24 protein-coding genes are annotated in these 17200 nt (G+C 71.5%); 13 read left to right on the forward strand and 11 right to left on the reverse strand.

Annotated features, from left to right (window positions below; translation table 11 throughout):
• The first annotated feature begins 153 nt into the window (after nt 1-153).
• Nucleotides 154-519: a PRC-barrel domain containing protein gene (locus NYZ98_RS19850; RefSeq protein ID WP_262844320.1), complete on the forward strand. Its 366-nt coding sequence runs from the start codon at nt 154-156 to the stop codon at nt 517-519.
• A 133-nt stretch (nt 520-652) separates the two neighbouring features.
• Here NYZ98_RS19850 and NYZ98_RS19855 read toward each other — a convergent pair whose 3' ends face one another.
• A complete protein-coding gene (locus NYZ98_RS19855; protein ID WP_262844321.1) occupies nt 653-1255 on the reverse strand; it encodes a nucleotidyltransferase in 603 nt (200 codons plus the stop codon).
• Nucleotides 1256-1348: 93 nt separating this feature from the next.
• Between NYZ98_RS19855 and NYZ98_RS19860 the strand changes: the two genes are divergently transcribed.
• From NYZ98_RS19860 to NYZ98_RS19875, 4 genes are all read left to right on the forward strand, one after another.
• Nucleotides 1349-1867: a DUF1360 domain-containing protein gene (locus NYZ98_RS19860; RefSeq protein WP_262844322.1), complete on the forward strand. Its 519-nt coding sequence runs from the start codon at nt 1349-1351 to the stop codon at nt 1865-1867.
• Nucleotides 1867-2124: a hypothetical protein gene (locus NYZ98_RS19865; protein ID WP_262844323.1), complete on the forward strand. Its 258-nt coding sequence runs from the start codon at nt 1867-1869 to the stop codon at nt 2122-2124. The genes NYZ98_RS19860 and NYZ98_RS19865 overlap by 1 nt, the downstream gene beginning before the upstream one ends.
• Entirely contained in the window at nt 2111-2611 is a 501-nt protein-coding gene (locus NYZ98_RS19870; RefSeq protein WP_262844324.1) for a DUF6328 family protein, read from the forward strand. Before NYZ98_RS19865 ends, NYZ98_RS19870 begins: the two co-directional genes overlap by 14 nt.
• Before the next feature lie 253 nt (nt 2612-2864).
• Nucleotides 2865-3014, forward strand: coding sequence for a GPGG-motif small membrane protein (locus tag NYZ98_RS19875; protein ID WP_189166679.1), 150 nt, complete (start codon nt 2865-2867; stop codon nt 3012-3014).
• A 372-nt stretch (nt 3015-3386) separates the two neighbouring features.
• On the opposite strand, the gene NYZ98_RS19880 is transcribed toward NYZ98_RS19875, so the two are convergent.
• Both NYZ98_RS19880 and NYZ98_RS19885 read right to left on the reverse strand, forming a co-directional pair.
• Complete coding sequence (locus tag NYZ98_RS19880; RefSeq protein WP_262844325.1) at nt 3387-4121, reverse strand: metallophosphoesterase family protein; 735 nt, start codon at nt 4119-4121, stop codon at nt 3387-3389.
• On the reverse strand, nt 4118-4444 hold the full coding sequence (locus NYZ98_RS19885) for a BON domain-containing protein (RefSeq protein ID WP_262844326.1): 327 nt from the start codon (nt 4442-4444) through the stop codon (nt 4118-4120). The genes NYZ98_RS19880 and NYZ98_RS19885 overlap by 4 nt, the downstream gene beginning before the upstream one ends.
• A gap of 472 nt (nt 4445-4916) precedes the next feature.
• Here NYZ98_RS19885 and NYZ98_RS19890 point away from each other — a divergent pair, with 472 nt between their 5' ends.
• The 4 genes from NYZ98_RS19890 (at nt 4917) to NYZ98_RS19905 (ending at nt 8549) form a co-directional block, all read left to right on the forward strand.
• Nucleotides 4917-6134, forward strand: a complete 1218-nt coding sequence (locus NYZ98_RS19890; protein ID WP_262844327.1) for a glycosyltransferase — start codon at nt 4917-4919, stop codon at nt 6132-6134.
• A gap of 43 nt (nt 6135-6177) precedes the next feature.
• Entirely contained in the window at nt 6178-7074 is an 897-nt protein-coding gene (locus tag NYZ98_RS19895) for a glycosyltransferase family 9 protein (RefSeq protein WP_262844328.1), read from the forward strand.
• Nucleotides 7075-7261: 187 nt separating this feature from the next.
• Nucleotides 7262-7519 carry a hypothetical protein gene (locus NYZ98_RS19900; protein WP_262844329.1) on the forward strand — a complete coding sequence of 86 codons (258 nt, stop codon included), beginning with the start codon at nt 7262-7264 and terminating at the stop codon, nt 7517-7519.
• Nucleotides 7520-7550: 31 nt separating this feature from the next.
• The gene (locus NYZ98_RS19905) at nt 7551-8549 is read left to right on the forward strand and encodes an SDR family oxidoreductase (protein ID WP_262844330.1); all 999 of its coding nucleotides are present in this window, start codon (nt 7551-7553) and stop codon (nt 8547-8549) included.
• Nucleotides 8550-8615: 66 nt separating this feature from the next.
• Here NYZ98_RS19905 and NYZ98_RS19910 read toward each other — a convergent pair whose 3' ends face one another.
• The 3 genes from NYZ98_RS19910 to NYZ98_RS19920 all read right to left on the reverse strand — a co-directional run bounded on the left by NYZ98_RS19910 (nt 8616) and on the right by NYZ98_RS19920 (nt 9741).
• Nucleotides 8616-8879, reverse strand: a complete 264-nt coding sequence (locus tag NYZ98_RS19910) for a DUF4235 domain-containing protein (protein WP_262844331.1) — start codon at nt 8877-8879, stop codon at nt 8616-8618.
• A 1-nt stretch (nt 8880) separates the two neighbouring features.
• Nucleotides 8881-9378, reverse strand: a complete 498-nt coding sequence (locus NYZ98_RS19915) for a hypothetical protein (RefSeq protein ID WP_262844332.1) — start codon at nt 9376-9378, stop codon at nt 8881-8883.
• A gap of 81 nt (nt 9379-9459) precedes the next feature.
• Nucleotides 9460-9741 (reverse strand): DUF6458 family protein, encoded by a 282-nt coding sequence (locus NYZ98_RS19920; RefSeq protein WP_262844333.1) that lies wholly within the window; start codon nt 9739-9741, stop codon nt 9460-9462.
• A gap of 164 nt (nt 9742-9905) precedes the next feature.
• Here NYZ98_RS19920 and NYZ98_RS19925 point away from each other — a divergent pair, with 164 nt between their 5' ends.
• The 3 genes from NYZ98_RS19925 (at nt 9906) to NYZ98_RS19935 (ending at nt 12842) form a co-directional block, all read left to right on the forward strand.
• The gene (locus tag NYZ98_RS19925) at nt 9906-10487 is read left to right on the forward strand and encodes a GNAT family N-acetyltransferase (protein ID WP_262844334.1); all 582 of its coding nucleotides are present in this window, start codon (nt 9906-9908) and stop codon (nt 10485-10487) included.
• 569 nt (nt 10488-11056) lie between these two features.
• On the forward strand, nt 11057-12160 hold the full coding sequence (macS, locus tag NYZ98_RS19930; protein ID WP_407696424.1) for a MacS family sensor histidine kinase: 1104 nt from the start codon (nt 11057-11059) through the stop codon (nt 12158-12160).
• 52 nt (nt 12161-12212) lie between these two features.
• Nucleotides 12213-12842, forward strand: coding sequence for a response regulator (locus NYZ98_RS19935; protein ID WP_262844420.1), 630 nt, complete (start codon nt 12213-12215; stop codon nt 12840-12842).
• Between the two features lie 46 nt (nt 12843-12888).
• Here the strand turns inward: NYZ98_RS19935 and NYZ98_RS19940 are convergent, their stop codons facing one another.
• From NYZ98_RS19940 to NYZ98_RS19950, 3 genes are all read right to left on the reverse strand, one after another.
• A complete protein-coding gene (locus NYZ98_RS19940) occupies nt 12889-13179 on the reverse strand; it encodes a YiaA/YiaB family inner membrane protein (RefSeq protein ID WP_262844336.1) in 291 nt (96 codons plus the stop codon).
• A gap of 101 nt (nt 13180-13280) precedes the next feature.
• A complete protein-coding gene (locus tag NYZ98_RS19945; protein WP_262844337.1) occupies nt 13281-13907 on the reverse strand; it encodes a TetR/AcrR family transcriptional regulator in 627 nt (208 codons plus the stop codon).
• 144 nt (nt 13908-14051) lie between these two features.
• A complete protein-coding gene (locus NYZ98_RS19950; RefSeq protein WP_262844338.1) occupies nt 14052-14627 on the reverse strand; it encodes an RICIN domain-containing protein in 576 nt (191 codons plus the stop codon).
• Nucleotides 14628-14878: 251 nt separating this feature from the next.
• Here NYZ98_RS19950 and NYZ98_RS19955 point away from each other — a divergent pair, with 251 nt between their 5' ends.
• Nucleotides 14879-15331, forward strand: coding sequence for a MaoC family dehydratase (locus NYZ98_RS19955; RefSeq protein WP_262844339.1), 453 nt, complete (start codon nt 14879-14881; stop codon nt 15329-15331).
• A gap of 17 nt (nt 15332-15348) precedes the next feature.
• Here the strand turns inward: NYZ98_RS19955 and NYZ98_RS19960 are convergent, their stop codons facing one another.
• Nucleotides 15349-16338, reverse strand: coding sequence for a C40 family peptidase (locus tag NYZ98_RS19960; RefSeq protein ID WP_262844340.1), 990 nt, complete (start codon nt 16336-16338; stop codon nt 15349-15351).
• Between the two features lie 110 nt (nt 16339-16448).
• A complete protein-coding gene (locus NYZ98_RS19965) occupies nt 16449-17189 on the reverse strand; it encodes a PRA1 family protein (protein ID WP_262844341.1) in 741 nt (246 codons plus the stop codon).
• Nucleotides 17190-17200: the final 11 nt, after the last annotated feature.

Genomic DNA, 17200 nt, shown 5'->3' on the forward strand with positions numbered 1-17200 from the left:
GTGAGGGGACGATTCGGTGGGGGCGGGAGGGGGTGGTCGTCGGGCCGGATGACCGTCGGGACAGGGCGGCGTGGCGGGAGGGGGACGTTTGGCGGGGAGTGAGCGGGTAGGCGAAGGGTCCCGACGAAGTCCATCGAAGGGAGAACGAGAAACATGCAGCAGGATCTTTGGAGCTTCAGCCCGACCGTCACCGGTGCCGGCCAGACCTTCGACGTGGTGGGGTACCACGTCGAGGCCACGGACGGCAAGATCGGTTCGGTCGACGAGGCGACATACGACGTCGGCGAGAGCTACCTGATCGTCGACACCGGTCCCTGGATCTTCGGCAAGAAGGTCATGCTTCCCGCGAGCACGGTCACCCAGATCGACCCGCAGGAGAAGAAGGTCTTCCTCAGCCGCACCAAGCAGGAGATCAAGGACTCGCCCGAGTTCGACGAGGGCGCCTTCAAGGAGCCCGCGTACCGCACCCAGGTCGGCGACTACTACGGTCGCTTCCCCTTCGGGCCGGGCACCTTGTAGCAAGGACCACCTTCGGGCCGGGCACCCTCTAGGCCATCACCCGACCCAGGGAAGTAGTACGGAAGGCCGCGCCGGGGAGGCGCGGCCTTCCGCCGTGTCAGGGCCGGGCCGGGAGGCGCGGCCCTCCGCCGTGTCAGGGCCAGGTGGTGTCGGCGTTGGGGGGTGGGGGTTTGGGGCAGGCGACGCCGAGGCGGTCCAGGAGGGTGAGGAAGGTCGCGGCGTACGGGCTGACCGAGGCGGCGACGGCGACCCGGTCCCAGTCGACCTGCTCCCGGAGCGCCCGGACCTGCGGCAGCATCGAGCCGTAGTCGCAACTGTGCTCCGACATGGGCAGGATCCACGAGATGACCAGGTCGGTCGCGTCGAGCACCGGCAGGCTCAGCGCCGCCGTGTTGATCATGTCAGCCCGCTCGATCATCGCCGGCGTGATCGCCCGCTCGTCGATCCTGAAGATGAGGTCGACGAGCCTGTCCCCCTCGTCGAACGCCTTGACCAGCCAGTCCTCTGGCGGTTTGGCGGTGCGGAACCCCACCTCCCGCAGCTTCTCCAGCGCCCGTGGCACGTCCTCCTCCACCAGCACGAAGTCCACGTCGTGCAGTGAAGGGGCCGCTCCCCTGGCGTAGGCCGCGCACCCGCCCGCGAGCGCGAACCGCACCCCTTCGGCTTTGAGCACGGAACCGGCGCGCTTGAGTGTGTCGATGATGGCGTCGGTGACCTCATGCGTGTGGCTGCCCAAGACCCCCCCTACGGTTAGAGATCCCGTGTACCCGCGCCGTTTCCGGTGCAAACGCGGCGCATGGCCGGGCGCCGTACGGGTAGGCGGCGCCGTATGACCAACACAATTGCGAACACACTTCGTAAGGAGGAACGAGCCTACGAGAACGGCGCTGAACGGCCGCTGGGCTCCTACCTGCGCGTTCTCGGAGTCTACGGCGGTGCGGTGGCCGGCCTCCTTGCCCTGGGCAGGCTGACCGGCGCCCGGCCGCCGAAGCGGATCTCCCCGATGGACCTGCTCCTGATGGGCCTGAGCACGCACCGGATGTCGCGGACGCTCACCAAGGACCCGGTCACCAGCCCCCTCCGGGCGCCCTTCACCCGGTACACCGGGGTGAGCGGGCCCGCCGAGCTGAAGGAGGAGGTCCGCGGCCACGGCATCAAGCACGCGATCGGCGAGCTGGTGACGTGCCCGTTCTGCATCGCGCAGTGGGTGGCGACCGCGTACGCGGCCGGGATGGTCTTCGCCCCCGGCGTCACCCGCCTCGCCGGGGTCACGATGTCCGCCGTCGCTGTCTCCGACTGGCTCCAGCTCGTGTACGGGAAGCTGATGACGCCGGCCGAGGAGGAGTGATGTCGGAGATCTCCCTCAGCGGCTCGCTGAAGGTCCTTCAGGAGAACCCGTACGGCAAGTGGTTCGGGATAGCCGCGCTGGGGCTGGTCGCCTGCACCCTGCTCAGCGTGGTGGCGGGGCAGGCGGGGGCCGTCTGGCTGACCGTCCTGCTGGGCCTGCTGGCGTACGCCGCGCTCGCGGCGGTGCTGTTCACCGTACGGCGGATGGTGCGGGCGCACCGGCGCGAAAGGATCAGGAAACAACATGACGTTGAGTGACATGGCCGGGCCCGGTTCCGACGAGAGCCACAAGGAACGGGTCGACCGTGAGCTCGGCGAGCTCCTCCAGGGGTTACGGGTGGCGGCCACGGGCGTGCAGGTCCTGTTCGCCTTCCTGCTCACCCTCCCCTTCTCCGCCGGGTTCGGGAAGGTCGACCAGGCGGGCCGGTGGCTGTTCTACGTGGCGATGCTGAGCGCCGCCGTGGCCTCCATCTGCTTCATCGCCCCGGCGACGCAGCACAGGATCCTGTTCCGCACCCAGCTCAAGGAGCTCATGCTCCACCGCGCCAACCGGCTCGGCATCGTGGGCGGGGTCGCGCTGGCCACCTCCATGACCTGCTCGACCGGGCTGGTCGTGGAGGCGTTCCTCGGGATCCTGCCTGCGGCCCTGCTCGCGGGCGGGGTGGCCGGGCTGAGCGCCTGGCTGTGGTTCGTCGAGCCGCTGGTCTCCCGGTACCGCAGGCGCGACGAGGTCGAGCCGGCCTAGCACCGGACGAAGGACGAGGGCGCTGACGGGCGCCTCTCCGGCACCGCGCCGGGGAGGCGCCCGTTCCCGTCCCGGGGCCCCGGATGCCCCTGCGGCCATGGGGCCGGCGGGCGCGCGTACGCCGCGGTGGCCCGGGGCCGCGTTCGCCAAGAAGGCCCCCTCAGGAGGCCACGGCTCGGCCAAGAATCGAGCCCGCGAAAGAGTTGATCCTCGAAAACGTTAAGGCTGGATTTGTCAGGGCAGAGGGATGCCCATGGGTACACTTCTTTGGCTCATCGCCGTCGTTCTGGTCATCGCCGGGATCTACGTCATCCTGGCCCGTCGCGACCTCCTCTGGGGGATCGTCCTCATCGTCGTCGGGTTGCTCGTCGGCCCGGGCGGCGTCAGCATTTTTCATCCGTAACAGCACCTCGAAGAAGAGGCGAGTTGGGACGCGCAAGCGGCGGACCGGCCGATCCGGTCCGCCGGCCGCGGCCGTCCCACCTCGAGGATCCGGCGGCCCACGGCCGCGCGGGCTCCGCCTGGGCCACGTCGTCTGACGCCGGCCCCGGCACTTCCCAGAGGATTGACGAATACAGCGGCCGGCCGCACCAACGGGCCGGACCGCCTGACATCATGCGGCCATTCCCAGAAGAAGACTTTCTTCATCGGAATTTCACACGTGTTGCCTTATCGCCCATCCATTCGTGAAAACCCCGGCCCCGCCCAGGAATCCTGGACGGGGCCGGCAGCTTTTGGGGGCCTCCAGACCGGTCGGCACCGCCCCGGAAGCGGGTCAGCAGCTTTCGGGGTCCTCGCCGCCCAGACAGTAGACGGCGTACGCCCGCCCGAGCACGGGCAGCGCCACGTTGCGCACCCGCAGGCCGCCCGGGGTGACCCCTTTCTCGACACCGGCGTGCGCGTGCCCGTGGAGGAACAGGTCGGCGCCCTCGGAGTCGACGGCCTCGGCCAGCAGGTAGCTCCCGAGGAACGGATAGATCTCCAGCGGCTCGCCCGCCAGGGTGTCCTTGACCGGCGAATAGTGGCTGAGCACCACCCGGTAGTCGGTGTCCAGGCCCTTGAGCGCCTTGTGCCACAGCTCGGCGATCTCCCTGGTGTGCCGGACGAACGACTTCATCTGCGGCTCGCCGAACTCGCTGGCGCACTTGCCCGCGAACCCGCCGCCGAACCCCTTGCCGCCCACCACGCCCAGCCGTACGCCGCCGAAGTCCAGGACCGTGGAGTCGTCGGTCAGCACGCGGATCCCGGCGTCGCCGAGCAGCTCGGCGATCTCGTCCTCGGCGTCGGACTGGTAGTCGTGGTTGCCGAGCACGGCGACCACCGGAACCGGCAGGTCGCGGAACTCCTCGGCCACGATCCTGCCTTCCTCGGGGGTGCCGTGTCGGGTCAGGTCGCCCGCGAGCAGCAGGACGTCGGCCCGCTCCTCGATGCCCTCGAGCCTGCGGCGGTACCTCCCTCGGATGTCCTCGCCGAGGTGGACGTCACCGACGGCCGCGACTCTGATCTTCACAGGGTCTCCTCCTCTCCAGGGTCCCTGACCTCGACGACGGTGACCTCGTTGCGCACCTTCAGGCCGGGCGCGGTCTCGCCCGCGACGGCGGCCACCAGCAGCCGGCGCTCGTCGCCCTCCACCTGGCCGCGCAGGAACAGCAGGTCGCCCCGGATGTCGACCCGGATGCCCAGCTCGTAGGTCCGCTCGTCCTCCGCGAGCGCCCGCTGCACGCGGGCGGCCACGTAGTGCGGCGCGTCTCCGTGGGGCGCGTCTTCATGGGGCACTGCTTCGTGCGACGCGGCTTCGTGCGACACGGTGTGGTTCCCGGTCTCGTGGGACATGATCCCCCCTCCGATCGAGTGCAGGCTCCTGCCTGTGCCCGGGGGGACGGGCGTTGAAACCAAGGGCTGTGCCCGGCGCGCGGGCGTTGAAACCAGGGAGGTTTCAGCCCTCTTTTTGAGGATAGAACCGTCCGTTGACAAGACGCATGCGCCGCCCCCGACGACGTGGGCGGTGGGTGCGGGTCATCCGATCTCCAGTCCCCAAGGCAGCGAGCGCTCAGGTCACCCGGCCGGACTCCGGACGGTCCCGCCCACGGCGGGACACCGTCGGCGCCGGCGTCGTGCACCTTGTCACCCGTGCACCGCGTGACCGCGTTCCGCCCTTCCTAGTCGTGTCGTGATTCGCCCTTTCGTGATCGGTCACGCCCGGCGGCGGTTCTCCGGCCGGACGGCGCGCGCGGGTCACCGGGCGTCCCCTGCCCCGCGACCGGGCCAGGGACCATGCAGGGTTCGGCAACATGGAGGAGACCCGGTGAAGATAGCGATGGTGTCCGAGCACGCGAGCCCGCTCGCCGCGCTCGGGGGCGAGGATTCCGGCGGCCAGAACGTCCATGTCGCGGCCCTGGCCCGGGGTCTGGCCGCCAGGGGACACGAGGTCGCCGTCTACACCCGCAGGGACGGCGCGGAGCTGCCCGAGGAGGTGGCGTTCGCCCCCGGCGTCCGGGTGGTCCACGTCCCCGCCGGCCCGCCGTCCAGGATCTCCAAGGACGCGATCCTTCCCTGGGTCCCCGATTTCGCGCACTGGCTGCGGCAGCACTGGACGTTCCAGCCGCCGGACGTCGTGCACAGCCACTTCTGGATGAGCGGCCTGGCCGCCCTGGCGGCGGCCAGGGATCCGGGGATCCCGGTCGTGCACACCTTCCACGCCCTCGGCGTGGTCAAGCGGCGCCACCAGGGGGCGGGCGACCCGAGCCCCCGGGAGCGGCTGAAGGCGGAGGCCGTGATCGCCCACGGCGTCGACCGCGTGATCGCCACGTGCGGCGACGAGGCCGGTGAGCTGCTCCGGATGGACGTCCCCCGGCGCTCGGTCCAGGTGGTCCCCTGCGGGGTCGACTGCGCGGACTTCGGCCCCGCCGGTCCTGTCGCGCCCCGGCCGCGCGGCCGGAGACTGCTGTCCATCGGGCGGCTGGTGCCCCGCAAGGGGGTGAGCACGGCCATCGAGGCCATGCGCCTGGTTCCCGGCGCCGAGCTGATCGTCGCGGGCGGGCCGCTCCCGCAGGACCTGGACGACGACCCCGAGGTGGCGCGGCTGCGCCGGGTGGCGTCCGAGGCCGGGGTGCTCGGCCGGGTCCGCTTCGTCGGGCGGGTCGCCCACGAGCAGGTGCCCGCGCTCATGCGCTCGGCCGACGTGGCCGTGTGCGTGCCCTGGTACGAGCCGTTCGGCATGGTCGCCCTGGAGGCCATGGCGTGCGGGCTCCCTGTGGTCGCCTCCGCCGTGGGCGGCCATTGCGAGACCGTCGTCGGCGGCGTGACCGGCCTCCTGGTCCCGCCCCGTGAGCCGAGGGCGCTCGCCACGGCCGTCAACACTCTTCTCGGCGACCCCGGACTGCTCGCGGCCTACGGCCAGGCGGGCGCCGCGCGGGCGCGTGCGCGGTACGACTGGCCCCGCGTCGCGGAGGAGACCTGCGCCGTCTACGAGCAGGTCCTCGCGGCCCGGGGGCGCGTCCCCATCGGAAGGAAGGCATCGTGAACTCCCAGGACCCCCCGCTATCCCCCGTGAGGGGGCAGGAACGATGAGCGTCGCGGTGGTGCTGCGGGCGCACGGCGTCGGTGAGCTGCTCACCGCCGTGCCGGCCCTCCGGGCGCTGCGCCGCGGCGGCCTGGGCGTGGTGCTCGCCGCGCCACCGGAGCTGAGCGACCTGGCCCTGCTGACCGGGGCGGTGGAGGGCCTGCTGCCCACGAGCGGCCTGGACGAGTTCATGTGGAACGGGCGGCGGCCCGACCTGGCCGTCAACATGCACGGCCGGGGGCCGAAGAGCCACCACCTGCTGATGGACGCGCGCCCCCGGCGGCTGTGGGCGTTCGCCAACCCGGCGATGCCCCGGCTGAAGGGGCCGTCCTGGCACGAGCACGAGCACGAGGTGGAGCGGTGGTGCCGCCTGGTCCGGTGGTACGGCTCGCGCGCGGACCCCGACGACCTCATGCTCCCTGTCCCGCTCTGCCCGAACCCGGCGCCGGGCGCGGTCGTGATCCATCCGGGCGGCCGGGACGCGGCGCGGCGGTGGCCGCCCGGGCGTTTCGCGGAGGTCGCCAGGGCCATGGCCGCCGAGGGGCTGCGCCCCGTGGTGACGGGCACCCGCAGGGAACGCCCCATGGCCCTGCTGGTCGCCGCCCAGGCCGGGCTGCTCCCCCGGAGCGTGCTGGCCGGCCGCACGACCCTGAGGGAGCTGTGCGCCCTGGTGTCGGGGGCGGGCCTGGTGGTCAGCGCGGACACCGGGGTGGCCAACCTGGCCACCGCCTACGGGACGCCGTCGGTGGTGGTGTTCGGGCCCGGCTCGCCCGCCCGGTGGGGACCGCCGGCCGACCGGCCGCGGCACCGGGCCCTCTCACGGGGTACCGACCCCCGGTCGGTGACCGTGGAAGAGGTCGTCGCGGCGGGCCGCGCGGTGCTGTCGGTGCCCGTCCCCTGACCGTGTGAGGGGCTCTCGCCGCGGGGGGCGATGTTTGGAAGGCCTCCCGGGCGGTAGCTGTTCCGAAACGGAACTCGCCGGTAGGAAGCACGCGGGCGCGATCCGCCCGTCGGCTCCCGCCGCACACGGAGCGAACATGTCATCGGATTTGTCGGGTAATGGGAGTTTTCAGCGCAGAGGGGGAGCGATGACGGACGAAACTCCGGAACAGCGGTCGACCACTGGCACGCCCATGGTGACCGGAACACCCCGGGATGTCATTCACATACGTCTGGGGTCGTTCGTCCTGTTCCTCGCGCTGGCCCTGGGCGTTCTCGCGCTGGTCGCGAAGGCCCCGGTGCTCGCCATCGTGCTCGCCGTGGTGGCCGTGGCCGCCGTCGTGGACGTCGTCCTGGCCGTACGGCGGCAGCGCCGCATCGGCACCGGGCCCCGCTCCACCGGCTGAGTCCCGCCCCACCGGCTGAGAAGGAGAAGACGTGTTAACCGGCAAAGTCGTAGTGGTGACCGGCGCCAGTGGTGGCGTCGGCCGCGCGGTCGTACGGATGCTCGGAGAGAAGGGCGCCAAGGTCGCCCTCATCGCGCGGGGGGAGACCGGGCTCGCGACCGCCGCGACCGAAGTGGGCGCCGCGGGCGGGACGGCCACGGTGTACGCGGCCGACGTCTCCGACCACCGCGCGGTGGACGCGGCGGCCGACGCCATCGAGAGTGAGCTCGGCCCCATCGACGTGTGGATCAACGTGGCCTTCTCCTCGGTGTTCGCGCCGTTCACGGAGATCGACCCGGCCGAGTACGAGCGGACCACGGCGGTCAGCTACCTCGGGTACGTCTGGGGCACCCGGGCCGCGCTGCTGAGGATGCGGACCAGGAACAGGGGCGTCATCGTGCAGGCCGGGTCGGCGCTCGCCTACCGGGGCATCCCGCTCCAGTCGGCCTACTGCGGTGCCAAGCACGCCATGAAGGGCTTCACCGAGTCGGTGCGCACGGAGCTCATGAACGAGCGCAGCGACGTGAAGATCACGATGGTGCAGCTCCCGGCGGTGAACACCCCGCAGTTCGACTGGGTGCTCTCGCGGCTGCGGCGTCATCCGCAGCCGGTGCCGCCGATCTTCCAGCCGGAGGTGGCCGCCCAGGCCATCGTGTACGCGGCCGAGCACCCGGCGCGGCGCGAGTACTGGGTGGGCGGCAGCACGGCCGCGACGATCATCGGCGAGCGGCTCGCCCCCGGGCTGATCGACCGCTACCTCGGCAGGACGGGCGTGAAGTCGCAGCAGACCGACGAGAAGCGGCCGAGCGGCGTGGCCAACCTGTGGGAGCCAGCCGACCAGGACCGCGACTACGGCGCCCACGGGAGCTTCGACGATCGCTCGAAGGAACGCAGCGCGCAGGTCTGGATGTCCCAGCACCGCAACCTGATCGCGGCCGGCGTGGGCGGCGCCGCGGCGGCGGCCATGGCCGTCCTGTTCGCACGCCGCTGACCGAGCAGACGAAAGCCGCCGTCGCGGGTGAGCGACGGCGGCGGACGCGCGGACCACGATCGGCGATCAGTCTCCGGGCCACTCACCCGTGGCGTGCTCGAAGCCTTCCGCGCTGGCGCGGTCGATCGCGGCCTTGACCACCCCGAAGATCGCGCCCTGGACGGCGGCGGCGATCAGGATCTCGGTCCAGCCGTACTGCCGGGACGTCGCCTCCGGGGCGTCGCCCTTGCCCGCCACCAGCTTCCACACCTGCTTGAAGATCAGGCCGGACAGGAGACCGCCGGCCATGCCGGAAAGGGCGCCCGCCGACCTGTAGACAAGCTTTCTCACGTCACTTCTTCCTTCGCAGCGCGCGCCAGAGGAGCAGAACGCCGGCCACCACGGCCGCCGTCGCCCACGGGCGGTTCTTGGCCTGCGTGACGACCTTGTCGGCGGCGTCCTTCACTTCGTCCGGCATGTTGGCCCGGGCCTTCTCGGCGAGGTCGCCGGCCTTGCCCGCGAGCTCGCCCGCCTTGGTGCCGGCCAGCTCGGCGAGGTCGCCCGCCTTGTCACCGGCCTTGGCGGTGAGCTCCCCGGCCTTGTCGGTGGCCATGGCCGTGAACTCCCCGGCCTTGTCCCCCGCCTTGGCGGCGAGCTCGCCCGCCTTGTCACCGGCCTTGGCGGCCAGTTCCCCGGCCTTGTCGCCCGCCTTGGCCGCGAGGTCGCCGGCCTTGTCACCGGCCTTCACGGCCAGATCTCCGGCCTTGTCCCCGGCCTTGACCGCGAGGTCCCCGGTGCTCTTCTTCGCCTCGGCGAGCGCGTCCTGCGCACGATCCGTGATATCCGCCATGGTGTCCTCCTTCGCCATGAACCCCCGCTACCCCTGCAGGAAAGGCTCTAACGAGTTTTCCCGCCGGGGTGAGAGCCAAGGTCAGGCCATCGGGTCGTCGTAACGCCGCTCCTCGTACACCTGGGTCCTCGTGCCGTCGACCGGGCTCATGGGGGTGACAGGGGTGACGGTGTCCGTCCGGCTGACGGCCGCCGTGCGGCGCATGTTCGCCATCCGCCAGATGCCGAACAGCAGACCGGCGATGCCACCGAGCATGAGAATCACGCCGACGACGTTGATGTCGACGCCGGCGAGGTCGAACTCGACGGCCCACGTCAGGATGGCGCCGAGCATGATCAGGAAGATGCTTCCGGCTATGGTCATGGAAATGCCTCCTTCGCTCCTCGCCACCCCTTCTTTCCCCCCCACGGATCTCAAACGTCAGGAGACCTTTCCCGCAGATCGGACAGGGCGCGCGCCTCGTCCGTCCGGGTGGCGGCCGTTCCGTTTGCCCAGGCAGGCACGTCGGTGATACGCACTCTTGCGTGATGTTCCGCGATAAACCCACCCTCGCCGGCGAGCGCGTCGTGCTGCGCCCGGTACGCCCCGAGGACACCGACGGGCTGTGGGAGCTCGTGCGCGACCCCGAGACCCGGCGGCTCACCGGGTCGCAGGCGGAGATCAGCTACGAGGCGGCCAGGATCTGGTACTCCTCGCGCGGCGCGCAGCAGGACCGGCTCGACCTGGCGATCTGCGACGCGTCCGACGGTTCCTACGTGGGCGAGATCGTGCTCAACGACCTCGACGCCGGCAACGTGTCCTGCAACCTGCGCATCGCGCTGGTCGGCCCGCGCGCGTACGGCAGGGGTTTCGGCACCGAGGCCACCCGCCTGACGCTGGCCCACGCGTTCGAGACCGTGGGGATGCACCGCATCGGGCTCGAGGTGTTCGCGTTCAACGCACGCGCGCACCACGTCTACGAGAAGGTGGGCTTCGTGCGGGAGGGTGTGCTGCGTGACGCCCTGCGCTGGGACGGCGCATGGCACGACGCGATCGTGATGTCCGTCCTGTCCCCGGACTGGTCCGCCCACCGCGGGCACCCGGACCTCGCCCCGGCGGGCCGGCCGTGACCGGTGCGACGGGGTCGTGACGGGGGTCGTGGCGGTGGTCGTGGCGACCACCGCCGACTTGCTACGCCTGCTGGGGTGACGTGTCTCGTACTTCCGGTGACCGGGAGCCCTGGTGCCTCCTGGGCGCCCGGTACCTCACGCGCCGGCCTCGCCGGCCGCTCTAAGCTCCGCCGTTCCGCACCGCGTTCTTCTTGGCGATGCCGCGCACCACCTCGTCGACGTGCGGCTCACATACCGGGTCCCGGGAACGCCTGCCCGAGAACCAGTTGGTCTCGATCACGTAGTCGGCTGGATACCCGCATAGGCAGGTGCCAGGGTTTTCTGGATCTGCCGGTACTACCGCTGTCTGCTGCCTAACCATGAATCGAGCGTAACCGCGATATGACCTTATTTCCGCCAGATCGCTGGCTTCTTTGGAGAATCCAGCCGCCGCTGCGAGCTTGTGACCTGCCAGGCCACCGCGTTTCCGCTGGGCGGAGACCGGCCGTCCTTCCCGGTCCTGGCGGCCGTGCCGGGAACGGTGTGCCGGCCCTGTCATGGGGATAGCCGAATCATTCTGGCGGGCCATCGTGGTCTACCGTATCGCCTCGGTCGGCTACGCGGCGCTGGCGCTGGCGGGCGCCGGTGGTTATCAGCGGCCCGTCGTCGGGTGGCTCGTCATCGGCGTCATGGCCCTGTGGACCGCCGCGACGGCGTTCGGCTACTCGGTCGCCCGAGGCCGGACGCTCCTGGTGATCGACGTCCTGGTCACCATGGGGTGCCTGCTCGCCTCCCCGTACGTCCAGGGGCCCACCGCGGGCCCGGACGGGATCATGCCGGTCACCGCGACCTGGGTCGCCGGGCCCGTGCTCGCCTGGGCGGTGTACGCCGGGCGCCGGGCGGGGATCGTGGCGGCGGTCGTGCTGTCGATGGCCGACCTGTGGCAGCGCGGCCTGCGGGGGTTCGACCTGTTCGTCCCCCTGAACGGGACCGTGCTGCTCATCCTCGCCGGAGCGGTCGTCGGCCACGTCGCCCGGCTCACCACGCAGGCGGAGGAACGGCTCCAGCGGGCCGTCGAGATGGAGGCGGCCACCCGCGAGCGCGACCGGCTCGCCCGGGGCATCCACGACTCGGTCCTGCAAGTGCTCGCGATGGTGCGGCGCCGGGGGCTGGAACTCGGCGGTGAAGCGGCCGAGCTGGGGCGGCTCGCCGGGGAGCAGGAGGAGGCGCTGCGGGAGATGGTCCGCGCCGCACCGGCTTCGTCCTCGTACGAGGACGAAGGGTTCGCCGACCTGGTGCCCCTGCTGCGCCGGTACGGTTCGGCCGCCGTGACCGTGTCCACGCCCGCGACCCCGCTGCTCCTGCGCGCGGGGCAGGCCGGGGAACTGGCGGCGGCGGTCGGCGCGGCCCTGGACAACGTGCGCGTCCACTGCGCCGAGGACACCCGCGCCTGGGTGTTCGCCGAGCAGGACGGCGGCACCATCACCGTGACCGTCCGCGACGACGGGCCCGGCATCCCCGCCGGACGCCTCGCGCGGGCCGAGGCCGAGGGCCGGCTCGGCGTCGCCCAGTCGATCCTCGGCCGGGTCGCCGTCCTCGGCGGCACGGCCCGCTTCACCTCCGTCCCCGGGCAGGGGACCGAGGTGGAGCTGGCCGTGCCGGCCCCCGCGCGGTCCGGATCCCCCGCCGCCTAGGCCGGGGGCGGCGAACCGCCCTACAGTTACGGTCGTGACCGCTTTACGGGTGATGGTGGTGGACGACCACCCGATGTGGCGTGACTCGGTCGCCCGCGACCTCGGCGAGGCGCGGTACGACGTGGTGGCCACCACCGGTGAGGGACGCCAGGCGCTCCGCGTCGCCTCGGCGGTGCGCCCCGACGTGGTGATCCTCGACCTGAGGCTGCCCGACATCCCCGGGGCCGAGGTCGCCCGGGGGCTCGCCGCCCGCGAGCACCCGCCCCGCGTGCTGGTGCTGTCGGCCAGCGGCGAGCAGGAGGACGTCCTCGAGGCCGTCAAGGCGGGCGCCTCGGGGTACCTGCTGAAGTCGGCGAGCCGGGAGGAGTTCCTGGACGCCGTGCGGCGCACCGCCGAGGGCGAGCCGGTGTTCACCCCCGGGCTGGCCGGGCTGGTGCTCGGCGAGTACCGCAGGCTCGCCGCGCGGTCCGCGCCGGACGACGGCCCCCGGCTCACCGACCGCGAGACCGAGGTGCTGCGCCTGGTCGCCAAGGGCCTGTCGTACAAGCAGATCGCCGAACGGCTGGTGCTCTCACACCGCACCGTGCAGAACCACGTGCAGAACACGTTGAACAAGCTCCAGTTGCACAACCGCGTGGAGCTGGTCCGGTACGCCATCGAACGCGGTCTCGGCGAGTCCTAGGCGCGCCCCGTGCTCCCCCGGGACCTCGGAGCGCGCCCAGGACCGATCAGAGGGCGTCGACCTTGTAGGGGTCGTGCTCGGAGAGCAGCTTCTCCAGGCGGGCCTGGTCGACGCGGCTGGACACGTTGCCGAGCTCCTGGCGGTCGCGCACGCACTTGGCCAGGACGAAGGACGAGGTCACCGTGGACAGGACGGCCACCGCCAGGAAGGCGCGGATCCAGGCGTCCACGGGGAGGTAGGCGATGCCGATCGCCACACTGGCGAGGGCGAGCCCGAAGGAGATGACGCACTGCGCGTAGTAGGCACCGGTCATGGTGGGCTGGATGGGCTTCGTCATGCTTCGATGGTCCACCGCCGGCGGCGCGGGCGCCTGAGTACGCGTACCCGGCCGCACCTGAGTACCTCACCGGGTCGCGGCCGGTTCACCCCCGCCGCGTCTCACCTCGCGCTCCGGGTGGCCAGGTCGAACAGCGTGACGAGTTCCTCGCCGTAGGCGTCGAGGTCCCGGCCGGGGTCGGCCTCCAGCAGGAAGGGGAGCCCGTCGATGGCCCGGTGCACGGTCATCGCCATCACCCGGGTGTCGAACATCCGGAACTCGCCCTCGCGCTGGCCCCATCGCAGGATCTCCTCGATCGGCGCGAGCGTGGCCAGGTCGGTGGCCGCGTCGTAGGAGGTCACGCCGCCGTCGGCGTCGCGGTGGTTGAGGAAGATCTCCAGCAGGGCCTTCATTCGGGCCCGGTGCGCCGAGATGAACCCGACGAGCGCCTGGATGTAGGTCCGGAACGCCCCGGCGGGCGTGGACTCGGCCTGGACGCGCTCGGCCATGTGCCCGGACATCTCCCCGTAGAGCTGGGCGACGACCTGTTTGATCAGCTCGTCCTTGCCGGCGAAGTGGTAGGAGATCAGGCGCGTGCTGCTCAGCCCGGCGCGCTCGGCGATGCGCGCGAAGGACGCCTGGCCGTAGCCCAGCTCGGCGATGACGCCGATCGCGGCCTCGACGATCTGCGCCCGCCGCGCCCGCCCGGCGAACGTGCGCCGCCGGGACGGCCCCTCGCTTACTTGCATGAGTAATAATTACCTTAACCAAGTAATTTCCGACCGCGAAGGTGCGCGCCCGCGTCCCGGCGCGCCGTCCACACCCCGCGGCGGCGAACGGGAGCCGGCGCCCATCCGGGGAGGCGCCGGCTCCCAGCCTGATGACGACCCGGCTCAGCCGATCAGCCACCGCTGGTACGAGGCGCGGTCACAGCCCCACTGCTCGACGTTGGCACCGTCCTCGAAACTCCCCTCGGCGACCTGCAGGCACTTGCGGCTGACGGCGGACGCGAAGGCGAAGGAGCCGTCGCCGAAGCGGTGGACCGACCAGAGCTGGTTGGCGCTGGCGACGCAGGTCCACTGCTGGACGTTGGCGCCGTCCTCGGCGCTGCCCCCCTCGACCTCCAGGCACTGGCCGCTGTGCCGGGCGATCACCCGGTAGTAGCCGCCGCCGGCGTCCTCGATGCTCCAGAGCTGGTTGTCGGTGCCGGCGCAGGTCCACTGCAGGACGTCGGCGCCGTCTTCGGTGCCGCCCTGGCTCAGGTCCACGTTCAGGCACTTGCGGCTGTGCACCGCGACGATCTGGACGTCGGCCCTGGCCGAGGACGGCGCGGCGTCCGTACCACGCGCGGCGTCCGCCGTCGCGGGCACCACGATCAGGCCGGCGCCGGCCACGACGGCTCCGAGGCGTGACAGGACCCGGCCGAGCCGTCCGTGCCCGCGACCGTCCACCGGCGATTGCTTGTCCATGCTTGTCGACCTCCGATGCGCATGCGCCGAAGCGCGATCCGATTGTTCACTCTCAGCGATCGATTGACTACTGAGAGTACAAAGGATCAGTACCATGCACCACGGATCGGATGACGGACAGGCAACGAAGCGTAATCATCTCGTTACCCAAAGCAGGCCTTGATACGGCCGGGATGTCCCGGACACCCCGCCGCGTCCCATCCGGCGCGGCCGTTGTTGCGCGGCGCGCGCGGGGTCAGGAGGATGCGGGGGTGAGATCTTTCGTGAGCGTGGAGGAGTTCGGCGCGGCCAAGGGGGAGCACCTCGGGTACAGCGGATGGCATGTCGTGACGCAGGCGCAGGTGGACATGTTCGCCGAGGCGACCGGCGACCGGCAGTGGATCCATGTCGACCCCGAGCGCGCCTCGGCCGGCCCGTTCGGCGCGACCATCGCCCACGGCTACCTGACGCTGGCCCTGCTGCCCGCCTTCATCGCCGAGATCTTCTCGATCGAGGAGGCCGGCATGGTGGTCAACGTGGGCCTGGACAAGCTGCGCTTCCGCGCCCCCGTCCCGGTCGGCGCCAAGGTGCGCGGCGGCGCCACGCTCACCGACCTGAAGAACTCGCCCGCCGGGCGGCTGGCCTCGGTCCGGCTGACCGTCGAGGTCGACGGCATGCGCAGGCCCGCCTGCGTCGCCGACGCGCTGTACCTGTACGTCTCCTGAGGGCCCGGCCGGGCCGGTCAGGGGCGGACGGCGCCCACCAGCCGGCCGCGCCAGTAGGAGTCCAGGGTGACGACCTTCACGACGTCGCCGGTGTGCGGCGCGTGCACCATCTTGCCGGCGCCCGCGTAGATGCCCATGTGGCCGAGCCCGTTGCTGAACAGCAGGTCACCGGGCTGCAGGTCGTTCAGCGAGACGCGGCGGGCCGACCCCCACGCCCACTGCGAGTAGGTGGTGCGCGGCAGCCTGACGCCGGCCTTGGCCCACGACGCCTGGGCGAACCCGGAGCAGTCGTAGGCGCCCGGCCCGGTGGCGCCGTAGCGGTACGGCTTGCCCACCTGCGCGAAGGCGAACTGCAGGGCGACCTTGGCGTTCCCCGACGCCGTGCCGGTGTACTTGATGCCGCGGCTGTTCGGGTCGCCCGCGTTGAACTGGTTGAGCCGCCGCAGGAGGCGTTCCTGCTCGCCGACGAGCTTGTCGACCTGCTTCTTCTCCTTGGCGACGTCGGCCAGGATCTTCGCCATGTCGTCGTAGGCCGACTTGGCCTTGCCGCGGCGCGTGCGGAGGCCCTTGGTGGCGTTGTCGAACTCCTCCAGGGTCTGCGCCTGGCCGGCCGTCACCTGGTTGGCCACCGCCAGCCCGGACAGCAGCCCGGCCGGGTCGTCCTGGGAGACGATGCCCGGCACGCTCATCAGGCCGCCGTACTGGTACATGTTCGAGGCGGCGGACACGACGTCCTCCCGCAGGTCGGCGACCTTGCCGGTCTCGCGGCTCAGCTCCTGGTCCAGCCGCCCGTACTTCCGCTTGGCCGACTTGTACTTCTCGGCGACGGTGTTATAGCGCTCCACCATCTTGTCGGCCTGGTCCTGGAGCTTGTCCAGCCTGGTCTTCGCCTGCGCGACCGTCGGGCGCGGCTCGGCGGACGCGCTCCCCGTCGGGGTCAGCAGCAGGGCGGCGGCCAACCCGGCGACCGCCGGAACGAGTCTCTTCCGGACGCTGCGCACGGGCACGGAGACCCCTTTCCCTGATCACTCTGGACCGTCGTCCGCTCCGCCGCGGTACGTACGCGGGGCCGAGCGGCGATTCGTACCAGGAGGTACGCGCTGCGGCGGGATGCGGTTCAACGGGACGGGAGATCTCCGGGAGGGGCCGGCGGCGGACAGTCGAAGACGCGGATGCCGGGGATATCAGGGAGGACGGGGAGGATTCCGAGCGGTCCGCGGCACACGTCCCCCTCCGCGATTTTCCTTCCCTTGCCGGTCAGGACGAGGTGCATGCGCGTGCCGGAGGGGTCCACCTCCGTGCCCAGTTCGGCGCCGTCCTCGGCCCCGCAGACCTCCTCGTCCCGGGACCGGCCGGGCGACCCCATCGACACCGCCTTTCCCGGCGTGACCAGGGAGTCGCTGAGCTCGAAGGCGCAGGAGCCGTTGCGCATCCCGATTTCGAGCCTGCCCGACACCAGGAGCGGGCCGCTGACGGCGTCGATGCTCAGCCAGACCGTGTGCTTACCGGCCCTCCCGTAGTCGAGGACGCCCCCCCACTTGCCCTCCCGTCCCTTGTGGGGCCGGTCCGCGGTGAGGTCGGGGAAGCGCAGGCTGGAGGTCAGGTAGGCGAGCAGCAGCCCGATGAGGCAACTGACCAGAAGGGCGGTCAGCCTGTGGAGCGGCACGGACCTCCACGGGGGCCTCGTCCACAGCATCAGGGCCACGGTGACGACGCCGATGGCGGCCAGCGCGGCCCGCTGGCCGAAGGTGGGTTCCTTGAGGACGACGACGGACGCGATGCTGATCGAGGCGCCGAACAATCCGGCGATGATGAGGCCGAACCCGATCCCGGCCAGGCATACGCGGACACTGTCCACCCAACGCTCCC

It is taken from the genome of Sphaerisporangium corydalis, from assembly GCF_025506355.1.
GTDB lineage: Bacteria > Actinomycetota > Actinomycetes > Streptosporangiales > Streptosporangiaceae > Sphaerisporangium > Sphaerisporangium corydalis.